Source organism: Pelagerythrobacter marinus (genome assembly GCF_034375205.1).
GTDB classification, from domain to species: Bacteria; Pseudomonadota; Alphaproteobacteria; order Sphingomonadales; family Sphingomonadaceae; genus Pelagerythrobacter; species Pelagerythrobacter marinus.
Genome location: NZ_CP139719.1, coordinates 2544444 through 2562854 on the forward strand (window position 1 = coordinate 2544444; position 18411 = coordinate 2562854).

Genomic DNA, 18411 nt, shown 5'->3' on the forward strand with positions numbered 1-18411 from the left:
ATGACGCTCGACGACGTCCGCGCGATGGCGCAGGCGATCCGCGCAGAAGTGGCCAAGGCGATTGTCGGCCAGGACGAGACGATCGATCACCTGCTGGTCGCCCTCGTCAGCGAGGGGCACGTCCTGCTGGAAGGGCCGCCGGGCACGGCCAAGACGTTCCTCGCCCAGTGTTTCGCCAGCGCGCTGGGCCTCGATTACGGGCGGATCCAGTTCACGCCCGACCTGCTGCCGGGCGATATCCTGGGGTCCAACCTGTTCAATTTCCAGACCAGCCAGTTCACGCTGACGCGCGGGCCGATCTTCTGCGACCTGCTGTTGGCGGACGAGATCAACCGCACCCCGCCCAAGACCCAGGCCGCCCTGCTGGAGGCGATGCAGGAACGGCGCGTGACGCTGGACGGCGAAACCCACCCCCTGCCCGAGCGGTTCATGGTCGTCGCGACGCAGAACCCGATCGAGAACCAGGGGGTCTATCCCCTGCCCGAGGCGCAGCTCGACCGGTTCCTGTTCAAGCTCCTGGTCCCCTATCCCAGCGCCGAGGAAGAAGCCGCGATCGTCGCCCGTTTCGGCGAACGGCAGGGCCCGCCGCGCCCGGCGGAATTCGGGGTCTCGGCGGTCACCGATGCCGCCGCGCTCGGCGCGGCAGGGGCCGCGCTGAAGCAGGTCAGCGTCGCGCCCGAAGTGGTCGAATACGTCGTGCGGCTGGTGCGCGCCACGCGCGAGAGCGCCGAGCTGTCGAGCGGCGCCTCCCCCCGCGCGGCGGTGCTGCTCGCCAACGCGGCGCGCGCGCGGGCGGCGCTGGAAGGGCGCGACTACGTCCTGCCCGACGACGTGAAGGCGCTTGCGGTCGCGGCCCTGCGCCACCGCCTCGTGCTCAGCCCCGCGGCGGAGATCGAGGGGCGCGAGGTCGAAACGCTGGTCGGCGAACTGGTCGAGAACACCGAGGCGCCGCGATGACCCGCGCCTCCCCCGCTGTGCGGGCGACGCGGTGACCCTGCCCGTCGTGCCCACCGCGCGCGCGGCCTGGCTGGCGGCGCTGGCCGCCCCGCTGGCGATCGTGATCGCCGCGGCCGCGCCCCAGGCGTGGGTGGTCGCGCCGGCCGCCGGGGTCGCGCTGCTGGTCGTCATCGTGCTCGACGGCCTGCTGGCCGGGCGCATGACCGACTGGCGCGTCCACCTGCCGGCCGACGCCGAAGTGGGCGAGCCGCTGACCGTGCTGGCCCTGGCGGAGATTGCCGGACGCGCCGCGCGCACGCCGGTCGACGTCGCGCTGGCCGTCGATCCCCGGCTCGACCCGGCGGGCGGCGTGCGCTTCGCCGCCCCCTTCGCCCCGCAGGCCGGCGCCTGGCAGGGCACGGCCGAGGTCACGCCCGGGCGGCGCGGCACGGCCCCGGTCGACCGGGTCTGGCTGCGCTGGGCCGGGCCGCTCGGCCTCGGCGCGCGCCAGGCGAGCCACGCGCTGGACGAAAACGTACGCATCTGGCCCGATCTCGCCCCGGTGCGCAGCCCCGAACTGCAGGCTTTCCTGCGCGACGCGCAGTTCGGCCTGATCGCGCGGCGCATCCGCGGCGAGGGGACCCAATTTGAGGCCTTGAGCGAATACGAACCGGGGATGGACCGGCGCCGGATCGACTGGAAGGCGAGCGCGCGCCACACCCGCCTCTATGCCCGCGAGAACGAGAGCGAGCGCAATAACCAGATCGTCTTCGCCTTCGACTGCGGCCAGGCCATGTGCGAGCCGGTCGGCGGCCTGCCGCGGATCGACCGCGCGGTGACCGCGGCGCTGACCGCCAGCTACGTCGCGCTCAAGGGCGGCGACCGGGTGGCCCTGTTCGGCTTCGCCCAGCGGCCCGAGCTCTCGACGCCCTTCGTCGGCAACTCGCGCAATTTCCACCGCCTCCAGCGCGCCGCCGCCGGGCTCGACTACCACGCGCAGGAACCCAATTTCACACTCGCCCTCGCCACGCTCGCCACGCGGCTCCAGCGCCGTTCGATGATCGTGCTGTTTTCCGACTTCACCGACCCGACCGGGGCCGAACTGATGATCGAGAGCATCGGCCGGCTGGTCGACCGGCACCTGGTCCTGTTCGTGACGATCGAGGACGAGGACCTGGCGGGCCTGTCCGACGCGGAGCCCGAATCGCTCGATTCGCTTGCCACCGCGGTCGCGGCCGAGACCCTGCTGCGCCAGCGGGCCCTGGTGCTCGAACGGCTGCGGCAGATGGGGGTCGACATCATCGAGGCGCCGTGGGACCGGATCGGCTACCGCCTGATCGATCGCTACCTGGAGATCAAGCGGGCGGAGGCGATCGGATGAAGGCCCCGATCCTGCGAACCCTGTTCGGCCGGGCCGAAGTCGCCCCGCCGCCCGACGTCGAGGCCGCGGCGCTGCGGTCCGACCGCTTCCGGCTGGAGCGCGAGGGCGACTGGCGCCGGCTCGACGCGATCGTCACGCGGATGGAGAAAGGGCGCCTGCGCGGCCTTTCGGACGAGGATGTCCTGGCCCTGCCCGCGCTTTACCGCACGGCGGCCTCCAGCCTCGCGGTCGCGCGCGAGACTTCGCTCGACACGGCGACGCTTGCCTACCTCGACGCGCTGGTCCAGCGCGCCTGGTTCCAGGTCTATGGCCCGCGCCAGGGGTTCATCGCCTGGCTGCGCGCCTTCCTCGGCGGCGGGCTGAGCCGCGCGGTCCGGGCGATCTGGCTCGACATCTGCGTCGCCCTGGCGGTCATGGTCGCGGGCACGATCGTCGGCTGGCTGCTGGTGATGCGCGAGCGCGAATGGTTCTTCGCCCTCGTTCCGGCAGACATGGCGGGCGAACGGGTCCCCGGCGCCGGGCGCGCGGCCCTGCTCGAAAGCCTCCGGGCGCAGGACGAGGCCGCCGGCCTGTCCGCCTTCGCGGCGCAGCTGTTCAGCAACAATGCCGGCGTGGCGATCCTGGCCTTCGCGCTCGGCTTCGCCTTCGGCATTCCGTCGCTGATGCTGCTGCTGCACAACATGGCGCTGCTCGGCGCGATGCTGTGGCTCTACCACGATGCGGGGCTGACGCTGGAATTCGCCGCCTGGCTCGCCGTGCACGGAACGACCGAGCTGTTCGCGATCCTCCTCGCCGGGGCGGCGGGCCTGCATATCGGGCGCGCGATGGCCTTCCCCGGCGACCGCTCGATCCTGGCCGCCGCGGCCGCGAGCGGGCGGCGCGGGGCGCAGGTGATGGTCGGGGTGGTGATCATGCTCGTCGCCGCCGCCGTGCTGGAGGCCTTCCCCCGGCAACTGCTCGGGACCGAGGGGCGCCTGCTGATCGGCACGACGATGCTGCTGGCGTGGCTGGCCTATTTCTTCGCCTTCGCGCGCGAGCGCGTGCCGGGCGCGGGGGACGGGGCATGACCGCCGCCGGCACCGCGCGGCACCGGGCCCAGCGCGCGCGCCGGATGCGCGAGGTCGTGACCCCGGAAGGGATCGCGCTTCCCTTCACCGTCGCCAGCCGCGCCGCCCGCGCCGGGGCGCTGATCATCGATTTCATCATCCTCTTCGTCACCGCGATCGCGATGGCGATCGGCGCCTTCTACCTCGCGACCAGCCTCGCGCTGGACGGGACGGCGGGCGGCGAGGAAGCGGCCGAGTTCATCTTCGTCGCCTATACGCTGATCTGGTTCGTGCTGTGGAACGGCTATTTCCTCGCGCTGGAGATGGGTCCGCGCGGGGCCACGATCGGCAAGCGGCTGGCCGGCATCCGGGTCGCCGCGCGCGACGGCGGGCGGCTGACGCCCGAGGCGGTGCTGGCGCGCAACCTGCTGCGCGATATCGAGCTGTTCCTGCCGCTCGCGCTGCTGATCTCCGCCTCCAGCGGCGAGACGGGCGCCGCCGGGATCGCGGGGGCGGCCTGGTTCCTCGTCTTCCTGCTGTTCCCCTGCTTCAACCGCGACGCGCTGCGCGCCGGCGACGTGATCGCCGGGACCTGGGTGGTCGAGGCGCCGCGCGCCAGCCTGGCCGACGCGCTGTCCACCGGCGGCGCCGCGCGCGAAGGGGCCAGCACGGTGACCGGGGCGCAGTACCGTTTCGGCGAGGAGGAACTGGCGATCTACGGCGAGTACGAGCTGCAGACGCTCGAAGGCGTCCTGCGCGACGGCGATCCCGAAACGCTGGAGGCGGTCCATGCCGCCATCTGCCGCAAGATCGGCTGGAACCCGGGCCGCGGGGACGAGCGCGCCTTCCTCGAGGCGTTCTATGCCCAGCTCCGCGCCCGGCTGGAGGGGGAAATGCGCTTCGGCCGGCGCAAGGCGGACAAGTTCAGCTAGCCGGCACCGGCCCGCCGGCGAAACCCGCGCCGGGGCGATATCGGTGCGGCTTGGCCCTCGACTTGCCCGCACCGAGCCCCTAGGTCCCGCGCGGCAGGCAAAACGGGCGCAGGCATGAAGCTGATCATCGGCAACAAGAACTATTCGAGCTGGAGCCTCAGGGCCTGGCTTGCGCTCAAGCAGTCGGGCCTCTCGTTCGAGGAGCTGACGGTCAACATCGGCGGCGACGACTGGGCCGCGCTCAAGCGCGAATCGGGCGAGATCATGCCCTCGGGCAAGGTCCCGGTGCTGTGGGACGGCGAAACCGTGATCTGGGACAGCCTGGCGATCATGGACTATCTCGCCGACAAGGTCGGGCGCGAACGCTTCTGGCCCCGGGACGACGCGGCGCGCGGCATGGCGCTGTCGATGGTCGCCGAAATGCACAGTTCGTACATGGCGATGCGCAGCGAATGCCCGATGAACGTGCGCAAGCGCTTCGACGGCGTGGGCCTGAGCGACGCGGCGCGCGACGACATCGTGCGCGTGCTCCAGCTCTGGGCCGAGGCGCGCGCCCGGTTCGGCAAGGGCGGGCCGTTCCTGTTCGGCACATTCGGCGCGGCGGACGTGTTCTACGCCCCCGTCGTCTCGCGCTTCGTCACTTACGGGATCGCGGTGCCCGGTTTCGCCCGCGCGTACATGGAGGCGGTGTGGGAACACGAATGGATGCAGGCCTGGATCGACGGGGCGGAAGACGAACAATGGGTGATCGAGCAATACGAGACCGCGCCGCGCGTCTGATCGCGGCGCTCGCGCTGGCGCTGGCCGCGCTCGCCCCGCAGGGGGCCGCGGCCTGGGGCTATTACGGCCACCGCACGACGGCGGAGATCGCGCTCGCCAACGTCTCGCCCGAAACGCGCGCGGCGATCGCGCGCCTCGTCGCGCACGATGCCGAGCTGGGCACGCCCGAATGCCGCATCGCCGACCTCGCCGACGCCTCGACCTGGCCCGACTGCGTGCGGCGCGATTACTGGCGCTGGGGCTATACCGCGGCCTGGCACTATCGCACCGCCCCGGTCTGCGAGCCTTACGACGCGCGCGCCAACTGTCCCGGCGGCAACTGCGTGACCGCGCAGGTGGAGCGCAATTTCCGCATCCTTTCGGACGAGAGCCTGCCGGCGAACGTCCGGCTCGAGGCGCTGGCCTTCATGGTCCATTTCGCCGGCGACGTGCACATGCCGCTCCATTCGGGCGACAAGGACGACCGCGGCGGCAACGACCGCGAGACCGCCTATGGCATCGTGCCCGGCCTCAACCTCCATTCGATCTGGGACACCGCGCTGGCCGAACGCGCGATCACCGCGGCGCAGCCGCCGCTGGTGCGCCGCTATGCCGCGGCGGAGCGGCAGGCGCTGGCGGGCGGGCAGCCGGCCGACTGGGGGCGCGAATCGTGGCAGATCGCGCGCGACTTCGTCTATCCGACCGCCTTCGACCGCGCGCCGTGCGAAGGCGACCTGCCCGGTGAGACCGCGCTGACGCAGGACGACATCGCCGCCGCCGTCCCGGTGGTCGAACGGCGCCTGGCCCAGGCGGGCCTGCGGATCGCCGACCTGCTCGACGCCGCCTTCGCGCCGGGCAAGCTCGACCGGATTCCCTGAAGGCGCGCCCTACGGCGTGCGGTTCGCGCCGAAAGGCGTGCCGTCCTTGCGGGCATAGCCTTCGGGGCCGAAGACCATGTCGATGTCCGGGTATTCGCCGTGGTCGGCGGCGCGGTCGCCGGCGCTCACGACCACGAACACGCAGTCCTGCGCCGCCCGGTTCTGCAGGTGGTGCCCGTCGCGCACCCCCATCGGCCAGGCGGCCACGTCGCCGGCGCGCAGCACGGTCTCGCCGCCGTCCTCCACCAGCACGGCCTCGCCCGAGAGCATGACCAGCAGCTCGTCCTCCGCCGCGTGCCAGTGGCGCTGCGACGACCAGGCCCCGGGCTTCAGCACGACATGGCTCGCGCCCAGCGCGGTCAGCCCGCCCGCCGGGGCGAGCCGGCGGTACCAGCGCCCCGCGACCGCGCGATCGTGGGGGGCGGGATAGCCGGTGGCATTGGTCTGCGGCACGGCGTCGAGGTCTATTCGGGGCATCGAGCGTCTCCGGTGGCTGGTCACTGCGCGCGCGGTGGTCTAACCCGCCAGCCATGACCGACGCCAGCCTGCTTGCCGAGAAGCTGATCGCCGCCCCCAGCGTCACCCCCGCCACCGGCCAGGTGTTCGACGTGCTCGAAGACATGCTGGCCCCCGCCGGCTTCGCGGTCCACCGCTTCACCGCGGGGGACGCGCCCGACGGGCCGGTGGAGAACATGTTCGCGGTGCGCGAGGGGCCGCCGGGCTCGCGCCACTTCGCCTTCGCCGGCCACCTCGATGTCGTGCCCCCGGGCGACGGCTGGACCAGCGGGCCCTTCGCCCCCGAACGGCGCGATGCGCCGGGCGGAGAGCTGCTCTATGGCCGCGGCGCGGTGGACATGAAGGGCGCGATCGCGGCGATGGTCGCGGCGGTCGTCGCGGTCCCGCCCGAAGCGGGCACGATCAGCTTCGTCATCACCGGCGACGAGGAAGGTCCGGCCATCCACGGCACGCGCGCGCTGATCGATTACATGCGCGACCGCGGCATCCGGCCGGACCTGTGCCTGGTGGGCGAGCCGACCAGCGTGAACCGGCTGGGCGACACGATGAAGATCGGCCGGCGCGGATCGGTCAACATCTGGCTCGAGGTGGAGGGGACGCAGGGCCACGTCGCCTATCCGCAGAATGCCGACAACCCGGTGCCGCGCCTGGTCGCGATGCTGGCGGAGATCGACGCGCTGGCGCTGGACGAGGGGACCGACTGGTTCCAGCCGTCGAATATCGAGATCACCGAGCTGGAAGTCGGCAACCCGGCGCACAACGTCATCCCGGCCAAGGCCACCGCGCGCATCTCGATCCGCTTCAACGACCGGCATTCGGGCGCCTCGCTGTCGGAGACGATTTCCGCCATCGCGCAAAGGCACGGCGGCCGTGCGCGGCCGGTGATCTCGGGCGAGCCCTTCCTGACCCCGCCGGGCGCATTCTCGCGCCTCGTTTCCGAGGCGATCCGGGCCGAGACGGGGATCGAGCCGGAAGCTTCCACCGGCGGCGGCACGTCCGACGCGCGCTTCCTGAAAGACCTGTGCCCGGTGATCGAGTTCGGCCTGTGCAACGCGACGATGCACAAGCGCGACGAGGCCGTCGCGGTCGACGATCTCCACGCGCTGTCGCGGATCTACGCCCGCATCGCGCTCGCCGCGCTCCATACCCGCGCGGCGTAGCCCGCACCGGCGCGCACGAAAGCGCCCTTGGCACATTTCCCTTGACATTTATAACCGTTTTGGTTATGTGGTGAGGGCCCGTCCAGGCTGGCTACAGCGACGGGGGCAAAGCGTGTACGCGTCACGTCTGGCCGCTTCGTCCATACGGCCGGTGCCTCGGGGGGCTAGTGACCGCTCGATAAAGCACCCCTGTGCCGGGATGCGAGGACATGGGAACCCGGGTTCGCTCTTCGCGGTGGTCCTCAACGCCGCGAACGACACGAACCCTGGTTCCAACGGACGGGGCAAGCGCGAGCCCTGGCCCTGTCCGCGCCTCGCATTCCTCGAAGGGCCGAGCGGGAGGTTGAAGGCAACCCCTCCCGCCACTCGCAAGGATGTTGCCAAGGCAACCCTGTGACGCCCAGGTGGCAATCCTGTGATGCCCAGGCGGCACCGGCCGGTTCCGTCCGCTTGCCTTCCCTCCCGGCGTAACCGTCCGCACGCGCCAGCGGATGACCGGGCGTGGGCACCCTCCGCAGGGGAAGATTACTCCACCCGTGAGTTCCTGCGAAAGCAGGAACCCAGACACAGCCCCAGCGCCCGCCGTCCCTGGGCTCCTGCTTTCGCAGGAGCTCGCGTTGCGGGAAGGTGGAACGGGGTGCCGCCCCCTGCCTGCTGGGACGATGGCTCGACCCTCCCGAGTTCCTGCGAAAGCAGGAACCCAGCCCCAGCCGCAACGCCCGGCGTCCCTGGGCTCCTGCTTTCGCAGGAGCTCGCGTTGCGGGAAGGTGGAACGGGGTGCCGCGCTCCGCTATGCAACCCACGCCGAGTTCCTGCGAAAGCAGGAACCCAGCCCCAGCCCCAGCGCCCGCTATCCTGGGCTCCTGCTTTCGCAGGAGCTCGCGTTGCGGAGAGCGTGCCTTCCCGCCGCCCCCACCCGTCATGCTGAACGTGTTTCAGCATCCATCGTGCCGCCCGGCACCTACAATGCGGGAGGAGGAATGGCCCCCCGAATCCCGTCCCGTGCCGCGGCCCCTCGACCGTGCAGGCCGTGCTCCTACCCCGCGGCCTTGCGGCGCGTGGGGGGCGGTTCGAGCACTTTCTTGCGGAACGAGCACAAGTCCTCCACCGGGCATCGCCAACATTCGGGCGTGCGCGCCTTGCAGACGTAGCGACCGTGGAGGATCAGCCAGTGGTGCGCGCCGAGGCGGAACGGGGCCGGGACGCGCTTTTCCAGCTTCGCCTCGACCTGTTCGGGCGTCTTCCCCTTGGCAAGTCCGGTGCGGTTGCCGACCCGCAGGATATGCGTGTCGACCGCGAAGGTTTCCTGCCCGAACCAGCAGTTGAGCACGACATTGGCGGTCTTGCGCCCGACCCCGGGCAGGCGGACCAGGTCTTCGCGCCGGTCGGGCACCTCGCTGCCGTATTCCTCGACCAGCATCCGCGACAGCGCGATCACGTTCTTCGCCTTGGAATTGAACAGGCCGATCGTCTTGATGTGTTCCTTCAGTCCTTCCTCGCCCAGCGCCAGCATCTGTTCGGGCGTCTCGACTTCGGCGAACAGGCGGCGGGTGGCCTTGTTCACCCCGACGTCGGTCGCCTGGGCCGAGAGCGCGACCGCGACCACGAGCTGGTAGGCATTGCCATATTCCAGCTCGGTCTCCGGCGCGGGATTGTCCTCGGCCAGGCGGCGGAAGAACTCGAAGATCCGGTCTTTCGTCATCGCGGGAACGCGGCCGGCAGGCAGGTCACGAAGCGACCGGCGAGAGGATGTCGTCCATCGCGTAGCGCCCGGCATCGCGCCCGATCAGCCACTGCGCCGCCTTGACCGCGCCGCGGGCGAAGATCATCCGGTTTTCCGCGCTGTGCGAAAGCGTCAGGCGTTCTTCCTCCCCCGCGACGATGACGCTGTGTTCGCCCGCGACCGTGCCGCCGCGCAGCGCGGCGAAGCCGATCGCGCCCGATTGCCGCGCGCCGGTGTGGCCGTCGCGCCCGCTCTCGCGGTGATCGGCAAGATCGATCCCCCGCCCGGCCGCCGCCGCCTCCCCCAGCAGGAGCGCGGTGCCCGAAGGGGCATCGACTTTCATCCGGTGGTGCATCTCGACGATCTCGATGTCCCATTCCGGCCCGAGGCTCGCCGCCGCCTCGCGCACCAGTCGTGCGAGCAGCGTGACGCCGAGCGAGGTATTGCCGGTCTGCAGCACCGCGACCTGGCGCGCGGCATTGTCGATCGCCCGGTGATGGCGATCCTCCAGCCCGGTCGTGCCGATCACGATCGGAATGCCCGCGCCGATCGCGGCGTGCAGGTTCGCCTCCAGCGCGACGGGGGCGGAGAAATCGACCAGCACGTCGCTCCGGTCGGCCAGGGCGGCCGGGTCGCCCCCGCGGTCGATCCCGCCGGCCCCCTCGTGCCCCGCGTCCGCGATCGCGCGGGCCAGCGCCTGCCCCATGCGCCCCTCGCTGCCGATAATGCCGATCCGTGCCATTGCGCTTCCCCGAAACCGCGTGCTTCATGGCCGCCATGGCAGACATTCGCAACATCGTCATCCTCACCGGCGCAGGCGTCAGCGCCGAAAGCGGGATCGACACCTTTCGCGGCGGCGGGGGCTTGTGGGAACAACACCGGGTGGAAGACGTCGCCACGCCCGAGGCCTTCGCGCGCGACCCCGACCTGGTCCTGCGCTTCTACGACATGCGGCGCGCGGCGATCCAGGAGAAGGAGCCGAACCGGGCGCACGCGGCGCTGGCCCGGCTCGATGCCGAATGGCCGGGCGACCTGCTGATCGTGACGCAGAACGTCGACGACCTGCACGAACGCGCCGGCGCGCGGCGGGTGCTGCACATGCACGGCACCCACCTCAACGCCTGGTGCACGGCCTGCGACGCGCGCTCGCGCTGGACCGGGCCGCTGATCGACCGCCCGCCCTGCCCCGCCTGCGGCGCGCGCGCACTGCGGCCCGACGTCGTGTGGTTCGGCGAGATGCCCTATGAAATGGAACGGATCTACGGCGCCTTGCGGGCCGCGGACCTGTTCGTTTCGATCGGCACCTCGGGCGCGGTCTACCCGGCCGCCGGCTTCGTGCGCGAGGCGCGCGAACTCGGCACGCAAACGCTGGAACTCAACCTCGAACGCAGCCAGGGTTCGGCCTGGTTCGACGAGACCCGCCTCGGCCCGGCAGGCGAACTGGTCCCGGCCTGGGTGGACGAGATGCTGGGGTGAGATCCGCCGATAGCCTGTCATCGCCGCGAGGGCGGGAATCCACGGCATGACCGGATCGGTGCGGGATCAGGCGTCCGGCGGTGTGCCGCAGCCTCGGCACGCCGGGTCCTTCGCGATCCGCAAGGTGCGCATTGCGGGCTTGAGGCCGTCGAGAAGGTGCAGGCGGCCCCACTGCGGATCGCCGAAGGCGGACTTGTCATCGAGCAGGACGCGCACCGCCTGCATGGCCGCGAACGTGCCGGTCCAGCCCGACATCGCGCCCAGCATCCCGTCTTCGGCGCAAGTGTCGCAATCGTCGGCATCGAAGGCATCGCCGACGTAGCAGCGATAGCATGCCTCGCCCGGCAAGTGCCCGGCGAAGGCGCCGACCTGTCCCTGAAACCGGCCCACCGCCGCCGAGAGCAGGGGAATGCCGCTCGCCACGCAGGCGTCGGAAATCGCCAGCCGGGTGGCGAAGTTGTCGGTCCCGTCGAGCACCAGGTCCGCCCCGGCGATCGCCGCGCGGGCCGTGTCCGCCCCGACCCGGCGGTCGGCCAGCTCGACCGCGATCGCCTGGTCGAAATTGGCCAGCCAGCGCCGCGCCGACACGGCCTTGCCGTGGCCCACGTCGCGCTCGGCATAGATCGTCTGGCGCTGGAGGTTGGACAGCTCGACCCGGCCGTCGTCGATCAGGGTGAAGCGCCCGATGCCGGCGCCCGCGAGATATTGCAGCGCCGGGCTGCCGATACCGCCCAGCCCGACCAGCGCGACGTGCCGCTCGGCCAGCGCGACCTGCCCCGCGCCCCCGATCTCGGGCAGGACGATGTGGCGCGCGAAGCGGTCGATGCGGTCGGGGGGCAGGGCCATGAAGGGCTGTTGGCACTCTTTGGTCCCGCTCTCAAGCGGGGGGGGGGGGGTTGTTTGTGCCTCAGGCGCCGGCGGCCGCATCCGCGGCCTTGGCTATCCTCGCTCCCTTCGGTCGCTGCGGGCGCGCGGTCGCGCTTGCGGTCGGCTGGGCGCCGACCGAACCATCGCGATGCGGTGTTGGCCTGGACGGGTTCGGTCCGCGATCAGCGGACCGCGAGGACGAGCGGCCGGATGGCCGCTCGAAAACACAAGAAAAACCCCTTAACTCTCCAGCTGCCGCAGCAGGCTGCGCACGTCGCCGTCCATGTCGGCGTCGCGCTGGCGCAGGTCCTCGATCAGGCGGACGGCGTGGATCACGGTCGAATGGTCGCGGCCGCCGAACTTGCGCCCGATCTCGGGGTAGGAGCGCGGCGTCAGGACCTTCGACAGGTACATTGCCACCTGGCGCGGACGCACGACCGCGCGGGCGCGGCGCTTGCTCGACATTTCGGCGCGGTCGATGCGGTAGAACTGGCACACGGTGCGCTGGATCTCGTCGATCGTGATGCGCCGGCGATTGGCCGAGAGGATGTCGGTCAGCTGCTCCTCGGCGAGCTGGAGCGAGACTTCCTGCCCGGTGAGCTGAGCATAGGCGATCAGCTTGTTCAGCCCGCCGACCAGTTCGCGCACGTTGCGCGTGATCGTGCGGGCGAGGAAATCGATCACGTCCTCGGGTACCGAAAGCGGGGCGAAGCGAGTCAGCTTCGATTCGAGGATCGAGCGGCGCAGCTCGATGTCGGCCGGCGCGATATCGGCGACGAGGCCCATCGACAGGCGCGAGAGCAGGCGCGGTTCGACCCCGTCCAATGCCTGCGGCGCGCGGTCGGCGGCGAAGACCAGCCGCTTGCCTTCGGCCAGCAGCGCGTCGATCGTGTAGAGCAGTTCTTCCTGCGCGCTGGCCTTGCCGATGATGAACTGGATATCGTCCACCAGCAGCAGGTCGAAGCTGCGCAGGCGCGCCTTGAACTCGATCATCTGGTTCTGTTTCAGCGCCTGGACGAACTCGACCATGAAGCGCTCGGCGCTGCAGTAGAAGATCCGCGCGCGCGGGTGGCTCGACAGGTAGGCATGGCCGATCGCGTGGAGCAGGTGCGTCTTGCCCTGCCCGGTCGCGGCCTTGAGGTAGAGGGGGGAGAACTGCGGCTTCTCGCTCGCCGCCATGCGCTGCGCCGCGTTGCAGGCGAGCACGTTCGATTCGCCGGTGACGAAGGCGGCGAACGTCAGCGAGGGGTCGAGCCCGACCGAGGACGTGAAGCCCTGTTCGCCGATCGTGCCGGCGGCGACCGCGATCATCGAGGAATCGGCATCGTTGGCCGGGCGGTGGCTGTCGCCCCCCAGGCTCAGCTCGGGCAGCTTGCGCCGGCCCGGGTGGACCGAGATGCGCACGTTGCGCACTTCGCTGCGCGCGATCTTCCATGCCAGCGAGAGCCGGTCGGCGAAGCGGTCCTGGACCCAGTTGGCGGAAAATTCGGTCGGCAGGTAGAGATCGAGCGTGCCGGTATCCTTGCAAAAGCCGCCGAGCTGGATCGGCTTGATCCACTGGCTATGGAGCTGGTGACCGAGATCCTTTCGCAGGCCCTGGCTGATGTCCGACCAATCCGCCGCCAGGTTCACTGCCTCCAGGTCCTCCATCGATTCCTCTTGCCCCTTTCCTGCCCGAGCGTTCGCTTCGCCGACCTTGCTCGCCATTACCCGCCTCTTCGTTCCCCGACCCGCAAGCCGGCGCCATGTCCCACGCGCATTGGGCAAAGCCTCTCCATGCCCGGAATCACCTCCATCCCGGGCTGCGTGCGATGCGACCAATGCTTTTAGAGGCACCAGCTGTCCCGCCCCGTGCCGAAGTTCCCCTTATTGAAGGGGTTCGATTGAGTCGCAAGAGGCCGCCCTGCAAAAAATCCGAAATAAACAAGTTGACTCGGGCCTAGGCCGCAGCCCTCCGTTCAAGTCGCTGATTTATCGCGATAACCCGTCTGGCAGCCCGGCGAATCGCGCACTTCTGCGGGTTTCGCAGCGGCCGGCTGTCTTCGTTCTGTAACGAAACGGGGCCGGCGCTCAGCGCGCCAGCCCCGTTACCGTCTTCAGACTGTCATGCCCCGGGCGGGGCACGGCGAATCAGAGCGCCGCGACCCGCTTGGACAGACGCGACAGCTTGCGCGCCGCGGTGTTCTTGTGGATCACGCCGCGGGCGACGCCGCGGGCCAGTTCGGGCTGCGCGGCGCGCAGCGCGTCGGCGGCGGCCTGCTTGTCGCCGCCTTCGATCGCGGCCTCGGCCTTCTTCACGAAGTTGCGGATGCGGCTCATGCGCGCGCCGTTGATCTGGGCGCGGCGTTCGTTGCGGCGGATACGCTTCTTGGCTTGTGGCGTGTTGGCCATGTTCGTCCTTGTCTCGGGCCCCGCTTGCGGAAGCCGGATTCCTTCGAATAATCGTGCGGCAAAGCGGCGGTTCGCCCGCCGGAAAGCGCGCGCCTTAGCGGCGGGGACGCGAATCGTCAAGCACACCCGTCACCGCTGGCAGCGCGGGCAGAACCACGTGCTGCGCCCGCCCTGGGCCAGGCGGCGCACGGTCCCGCCGTCGCGCCTGTGGCACGGCTCCCCCTCGCGCCCGTAGACGGCGAAGCGGGTCGCGAAATAGCCCAGTTCCCCGTCGGGCCGGGCATAGTCGCGCAGGCTCGATCCCCCGTCGGCGATCGCCTGTTCGAGCACCTCGCGGATCGCCGGCACCAGCCGTTCCAGCGCCGCGCGCGACACCCGCCCGCCGGCCTTGCGCGGATCGATCCGCGCGCGGAACAGCGCCTCGCAGACGTAGATATTGCCCAGCCCGGCGACGATCCGCTGGTCGAGCAGGAGGAGCTTGATCGCCTGCCTGCGCCCGGCGAGCGCGGCCCGGAGGTGGCGCGCGGTCAGGCCGGGGCCGAGCGGCTCGGGCCCCATCGCGGCGAATGCCGGCGCCTCGTCGAGGGCCGCGGTCTCGACCAGGTCCACCCACCCGAACCGGCGCGCATCGTTGAGCGCGAAGCGATGATCGGCGGTCTCGAGCACGAGGTGATCGTGCCGCTCCGCCTTCGCCGGGTCGATTCGCCACCGCCCGCTCATCCCCAGGTGGAACACCAGCGTCTGCCCGCGGTCGGTATGGACGAGGCCGAACTTGGCCCGCCGCCCCAGCCCGGTCACCCGCGCGCCGGTGAGCATCTGCGCGAGATCGGGCGGGAACGGGCGGCGCATGTCGGGCCGGTTGACCGCGACGCGCACGATCCGCTCGCCTTCGAGATGGCGGGCGAGCCCGCGCACGGTGGTTTCGACTTCGGGCAATTCGGGCATTGCCCGGTGCTGTAACACCCTTTGCCGGAGCGGCAATTCCCCCTAAGGCCCGGTGCATGAGCGAACTGCATGGCGAGCGGGTTTCCTTCGGCTACGAAGACGTACCCCCAGAGGAAAAGAGCGCCCGCGTGGGCGCGGTCTTTTCCAGCGTGGCGGCGAAGTACGACGTGATGAACGACGCCATGTCGGGCGGGATGCACCGCTTGTGGAAGGACCGCTTCGTCCGCCGGGTGAAGCCGCAGCCGGGCGAGGCGATCCTCGACATGGCCGGCGGCACCGGCGACATCGCCTTCCGCCTGGCCGACCGCGGGGCCGAAGTGACGGTGGCCGACATCAACCAGGACATGCTCGACGTCGGGATCGAGCGGGCGATCGAACGCGGCCTGACCGGCCTCGCCTGGTCGTGCCAGGACGCCGAACGGCTCGGCTATCCGCGCGCCATGTTCGATGCCTATACGATCGCCTTCGGCATTCGCAACGTGACCCGGATCGACAAGGCCCTGGCCGAGGCGCACCGCGTGCTCAAGTACGGCGGGCGCTTCTTCTGCCTGGAGTTTTCCAGCACGCAGTGGCCGGGTTTCAGCGAGATCTACGATCTCTATTCGCACAAGGTCGTGCCGCAGATCGGGCAGGCGATCGCCGGCGACGCGGACAGCTATCGCTACCTCGTCGAATCGATCCGCCGCTTTCCGACGATGCCCGAGTTCGAGGGCATGATCCGCGATGCCGGCTTCGCGCAGACGCGGGTGGAGCCGATCCTCGGCGGCCTGGTCGCGATCCATTCGGGGTGGAAAGTGTGAGTTGGCCGACCGGAATAGCCCTCTCCCCCATGGGGAAGAGGGTTGGGAGAGGGGGATCTTGCGCGGCGCCGTGCATCGTCCCCCTCCCCCCGACCCCCTCCCCTGAAGGCCCGACCCCCTCCCCTGAAGGGGAGAGGGAGGGTTTCGCATGACCAAGCCCGCCACCCATATCTTCCGCCTGCTGAAATGGGGCCGCACGCTCGCCCGGCACGGCGCGCTGCGCGGGATCGAGAACGATCCCAATACCCCCGGCCCGGTCAAGCGGCTCGCGCGGCTCGCGCGGTTCGGCACGTTCCAGCCGCGACAGCCCGACTATGCCGGGGCCTTCAGCGCGATCGGCCCGGCCGCGATCAAGCTGGGCCAGTCGCTCGCCACCCGCCCCGACCTCGTCGGCGAGGACGCGGCGCGCAACCTCCTCGCGCTGCAGGACAGCCTGCCGCCGGTTCCCTTCGGCGAGATCGAGCAGGCGATCGCGGCCAGTTTCGGCCAGCCGGTGGAAACGCTGTTCGAACGGATCGACCCGGTGCCGGTGGGCGCGGCCTCGATCGCGCAGGTCCACCGCGCGGTCACGACCGACGGGCGGCAGGTCGCGATCAAGGTCCTGCGGCCGGGCATTCGCGAACGCTTCGCGCGCGATATCCAGACGTACGAATGGGCCGCCGCCCATCTCGAGGCGCTGGGCGGCGAGGCGGCCCGGCTGCGCCCGCGCCTGACGATCGCCAATTTCAAGCGCTGGACCAACCGCGAGCTGGACCTGCGGCGCGAGGCGGCCTCCGCCAGCGAGCTGGCCGAGGCGATGCACGGCGTCGAACGCTATCATATCCCGCAAGTGGACTGGGACCGGACCAATGGCCGGGTGATGACGGTCGAATGGGTGGACGGGATCAAGATATCCGACCGCGATGCCCTGGTCGCGGCCGGGCACGACCTGCCCGACCTCGCCCGCCGGCTGGTCCTCGCCTTCCTGCGCCAGGCGATCAGCGCCGGGTTCTTCCACGCCGACATGCACCAGGGGAACCTGTTCGTGCGCGGGGACGGGACGATCGTGGCGATCGATTTCGGGATCATGGGCCGGATCGACCGGCAGGCGCGCCAGTGGCTGGCGGAAATCCTCTACGGCCTGACCACCGGCAATTACCGCCGCGTGGCCGAGATCCATTTCGAGGCGCAATACGTGCCCAGCTATCACTCGGTGGACGAGTTCGCGACCGCGCTGCGCGCGGTGGGGGAGCCGATGCGCGGCAAGCCGGTCAGCGAGCTGTCGGTCGGGCAGATGCTCGACGGGCTGTTCGCGATCACCCGCGATTTCGACATGCAGACCCAGCCGCACCTGCTGCTGCTGCAGAAGACGATGGTCATGGTCGAAGGGATCGCGACCCAGCTCCACCCCGAAATCAACATGTGGGACGTTTCCGCCCCCTTCGTGCGCAGCTGGATCCGCGACGAGCTGGGGCCGGAGGCGGCGCTGGCCGACCGGATCCGCGAAGACACCGCGACCCTGCTGCGCATCCCCGACCTCGTGCGGCGGATAGAGGATCGCTATCCCCCGCGCGGTGGCGCGCCCGAGCCGCCGCCCCTGCCGCCGGTCGAACTGATGTGGCAGCGGCGCGAGCGCAAGCGGCGCGGCTGGCCCGGCTACCTGCTGGCCGCGCTGGCCGGCGGCGGCACGGCCTGGGGGGCAATGGCGCTGGGCTGGATCGGCTGAGCGCGGTGGAGTGGGGACAGGCCTTCCGGGCAATGCTGGGCCCGGCACTGCTGACCGGACCGGTTCTAGGCGTGGTCGGCGGGTTCGTTCTGGTCGTCATATCCCTCATCACAGGCGGCGGATCGGGCGGCGGGTTTCTGATGATCGTTCTGGTCTTCGGTGCGGCTTTCGGGCTGATCGTCGCCACCCCGGCGGCGCTGATCGCAGGAACGCCGATGGTTCGCCTGGCGGCGAGCGATCCGCGCTGGGCCACGCGGATGGCATGGGCCGCCTCCGGCACGGCAGTGGGCGGGGCCATCGGGGCCCTGTTCGGCCTGTCGATCGAAGAGGATGTCGCGGCGCTGCTGGTGGCCAGCGCCTTCGCCGCGGCCCTCGGCCTGCTGGGCGCGCTGCTCTGTCACCGGATGGTCGCGCGCAAGATCGCCGCGAGAACCGCGGTCGATCTCGACATCTTCGCCTGACGGGCGGCTCAGGTCGCGGGGTGCGGCAGGACGCGGCTCGCCACCAGCAGCACGACGACCGTGATCGCCTCGACCGCCATCGGCAGCCAGAATCCCGGCTCGGTCCCGTCGGCCGCGACGCTGACGATCCGGCCGAGCAGCGCGATGCCGAACAGCCCCGCCGGCACCAGCAGCACGTCGCCGTTGCGCCGCCAGGCGCCGAACAGCATGCAGGTGGCGGCGACGACGAAGAACGCGGTCATGTCCGCGCGCATCGTCGAAAGCCCGTCCGCGCCCGAGGCGGTGAGGCCGAAGGTCGCGCCCGAGTTGACCGGATCGACCAGGAAACCCAGCCCGGTGACGAAATAGAACAGCCCGCCCACGAAAATGAGCGCCGTCAGCAAGATCCGCATCGTTCCTCTCCCCATCGTTTCGCCCCCGGGCGGCGCAGGCCGC

General features: G+C 70.6%; 19 protein-coding genes. 11 read left to right on the top strand and 8 right to left on the bottom strand.

The window, feature by feature from the left end:
• The 6 genes from T8T98_RS12520 to T8T98_RS12545 all read left to right on the top strand — a co-directional run bounded on the left by T8T98_RS12520 (position 1) and on the right by T8T98_RS12545 (position 5932).
• Positions 1-957 (top strand): AAA family ATPase, encoded by a 957-nt coding sequence (locus T8T98_RS12520; protein ID WP_160734372.1) that lies wholly within the window; start codon positions 1-3, stop codon positions 955-957.
• 31 nt (positions 958-988) lie between these two features.
• Positions 989-2317: a DUF58 domain-containing protein gene (locus T8T98_RS12525; protein ID WP_251104908.1), complete on the top strand. Its 1329-nt coding sequence runs from the start codon at positions 989-991 to the stop codon at positions 2315-2317.
• On the top strand, positions 2314-3384 hold the full coding sequence (locus T8T98_RS12530) for a stage II sporulation protein M (protein WP_251104907.1): 1071 nt from the start codon (positions 2314-2316) through the stop codon (positions 3382-3384). The genes T8T98_RS12525 and T8T98_RS12530 overlap by 4 nt, the downstream gene beginning before the upstream one ends.
• Positions 3381-4295: an RDD family protein gene (locus T8T98_RS12535; protein WP_251104906.1), complete on the top strand. Its 915-nt coding sequence runs from the start codon at positions 3381-3383 to the stop codon at positions 4293-4295. Before T8T98_RS12530 ends, T8T98_RS12535 begins: the two co-directional genes overlap by 4 nt.
• Positions 4296-4409: 114 nt before the next feature.
• The gene (locus tag T8T98_RS12540; protein WP_160734230.1) at positions 4410-5075 is read left to right on the top strand and encodes a glutathione S-transferase family protein; all 666 of its coding nucleotides are present in this window, start codon (positions 4410-4412) and stop codon (positions 5073-5075) included.
• On the top strand, positions 5036-5932 hold the full coding sequence (locus tag T8T98_RS12545) for a S1/P1 nuclease (protein ID WP_251104905.1): 897 nt from the start codon (positions 5036-5038) through the stop codon (positions 5930-5932). Before T8T98_RS12540 ends, T8T98_RS12545 begins: the two co-directional genes overlap by 40 nt.
• Positions 5933-5941: 9 nt before the next feature.
• On the opposite strand, the gene T8T98_RS12550 is transcribed toward T8T98_RS12545, so the two are convergent.
• Positions 5942-6409, bottom strand: coding sequence for a cupin domain-containing protein (locus tag T8T98_RS12550; protein WP_251104904.1), 468 nt, complete (start codon positions 6407-6409; stop codon positions 5942-5944).
• Positions 6410-6462: 53 nt separating this feature from the next.
• On the opposite strand from T8T98_RS12550, the gene dapE reads away from it, so the two are divergent.
• On the top strand, positions 6463-7608 hold the full coding sequence (dapE, locus tag T8T98_RS12555) for a succinyl-diaminopimelate desuccinylase (protein WP_251104903.1): 1146 nt from the start codon (positions 6463-6465) through the stop codon (positions 7606-7608).
• Between the two features lie 1036 nt (positions 7609-8644).
• On the opposite strand, the gene nth is transcribed toward dapE, so the two are convergent.
• Positions 8645-9310: an endonuclease III gene (gene nth / locus T8T98_RS12560; protein ID WP_160734512.1), complete on the bottom strand. Its 666-nt coding sequence runs from the start codon at positions 9308-9310 to the stop codon at positions 8645-8647.
• A 25-nt stretch (positions 9311-9335) separates the two neighbouring features.
• The gene (gene dapB / locus T8T98_RS12565) at positions 9336-10073 is read right to left on the bottom strand and encodes a 4-hydroxy-tetrahydrodipicolinate reductase (protein WP_251104902.1); all 738 of its coding nucleotides are present in this window, start codon (positions 10071-10073) and stop codon (positions 9336-9338) included.
• A gap of 35 nt (positions 10074-10108) precedes the next feature.
• Between dapB and T8T98_RS12570 the strand changes: the two genes are divergently transcribed.
• On the top strand, positions 10109-10807 hold the full coding sequence (locus T8T98_RS12570) for an NAD-dependent deacylase (RefSeq protein WP_251104901.1): 699 nt from the start codon (positions 10109-10111) through the stop codon (positions 10805-10807).
• 66 nt (positions 10808-10873) lie between these two features.
• Here T8T98_RS12570 and T8T98_RS12575 read toward each other — a convergent pair whose 3' ends face one another.
• From T8T98_RS12575 to mutM, 4 genes are all read right to left on the bottom strand, one after another.
• Positions 10874-11653, bottom strand: a complete 780-nt coding sequence (locus tag T8T98_RS12575) for a HesA/MoeB/ThiF family protein (RefSeq protein WP_251104900.1) — start codon at positions 11651-11653, stop codon at positions 10874-10876.
• 261 nt (positions 11654-11914) lie between these two features.
• Positions 11915-13381 carry a chromosomal replication initiator protein DnaA gene (gene dnaA / locus T8T98_RS12580; protein WP_251104899.1) on the bottom strand — a complete coding sequence of 489 codons (1467 nt, stop codon included), beginning with the start codon at positions 13379-13381 and terminating at the stop codon, positions 11915-11917.
• A 423-nt stretch (positions 13382-13804) separates the two neighbouring features.
• Positions 13805-14065, bottom strand: a complete 261-nt coding sequence (gene rpsT, locus T8T98_RS12585) for a 30S ribosomal protein S20 (RefSeq protein ID WP_160734517.1) — start codon at positions 14063-14065, stop codon at positions 13805-13807.
• Positions 14066-14194: 129 nt separating this feature from the next.
• Entirely contained in the window at positions 14195-15010 is an 816-nt protein-coding gene (mutM, locus tag T8T98_RS12590) for a bifunctional DNA-formamidopyrimidine glycosylase/DNA-(apurinic or apyrimidinic site) lyase (RefSeq protein ID WP_160734506.1), read from the bottom strand.
• A gap of 56 nt (positions 15011-15066) precedes the next feature.
• Here mutM and T8T98_RS12595 point away from each other — a divergent pair, with 56 nt between their 5' ends.
• The 3 genes from T8T98_RS12595 to T8T98_RS12605 all read left to right on the top strand — a co-directional run bounded on the left by T8T98_RS12595 (position 15067) and on the right by T8T98_RS12605 (position 17976).
• Positions 15067-15810 (top strand): class I SAM-dependent methyltransferase, encoded by a 744-nt coding sequence (locus T8T98_RS12595; protein ID WP_251104898.1) that lies wholly within the window; start codon positions 15067-15069, stop codon positions 15808-15810.
• Between the two features lie 148 nt (positions 15811-15958).
• Positions 15959-17515 (top strand): 2-polyprenylphenol 6-hydroxylase, encoded by a 1557-nt coding sequence (gene ubiB / locus T8T98_RS12600; protein WP_251104897.1) that lies wholly within the window; start codon positions 15959-15961, stop codon positions 17513-17515.
• 32 nt (positions 17516-17547) lie between these two features.
• Complete coding sequence (locus T8T98_RS12605; RefSeq protein ID WP_251104896.1) at positions 17548-17976, top strand: hypothetical protein; 429 nt, start codon at positions 17548-17550, stop codon at positions 17974-17976.
• 8 nt (positions 17977-17984) lie between these two features.
• Here T8T98_RS12605 and T8T98_RS12610 read toward each other — a convergent pair whose 3' ends face one another.
• On the bottom strand, positions 17985-18368 hold the full coding sequence (locus T8T98_RS12610; protein WP_160734502.1) for a DUF4345 family protein: 384 nt from the start codon (positions 18366-18368) through the stop codon (positions 17985-17987).
• Positions 18369-18411: the final 43 nt, after the last annotated feature.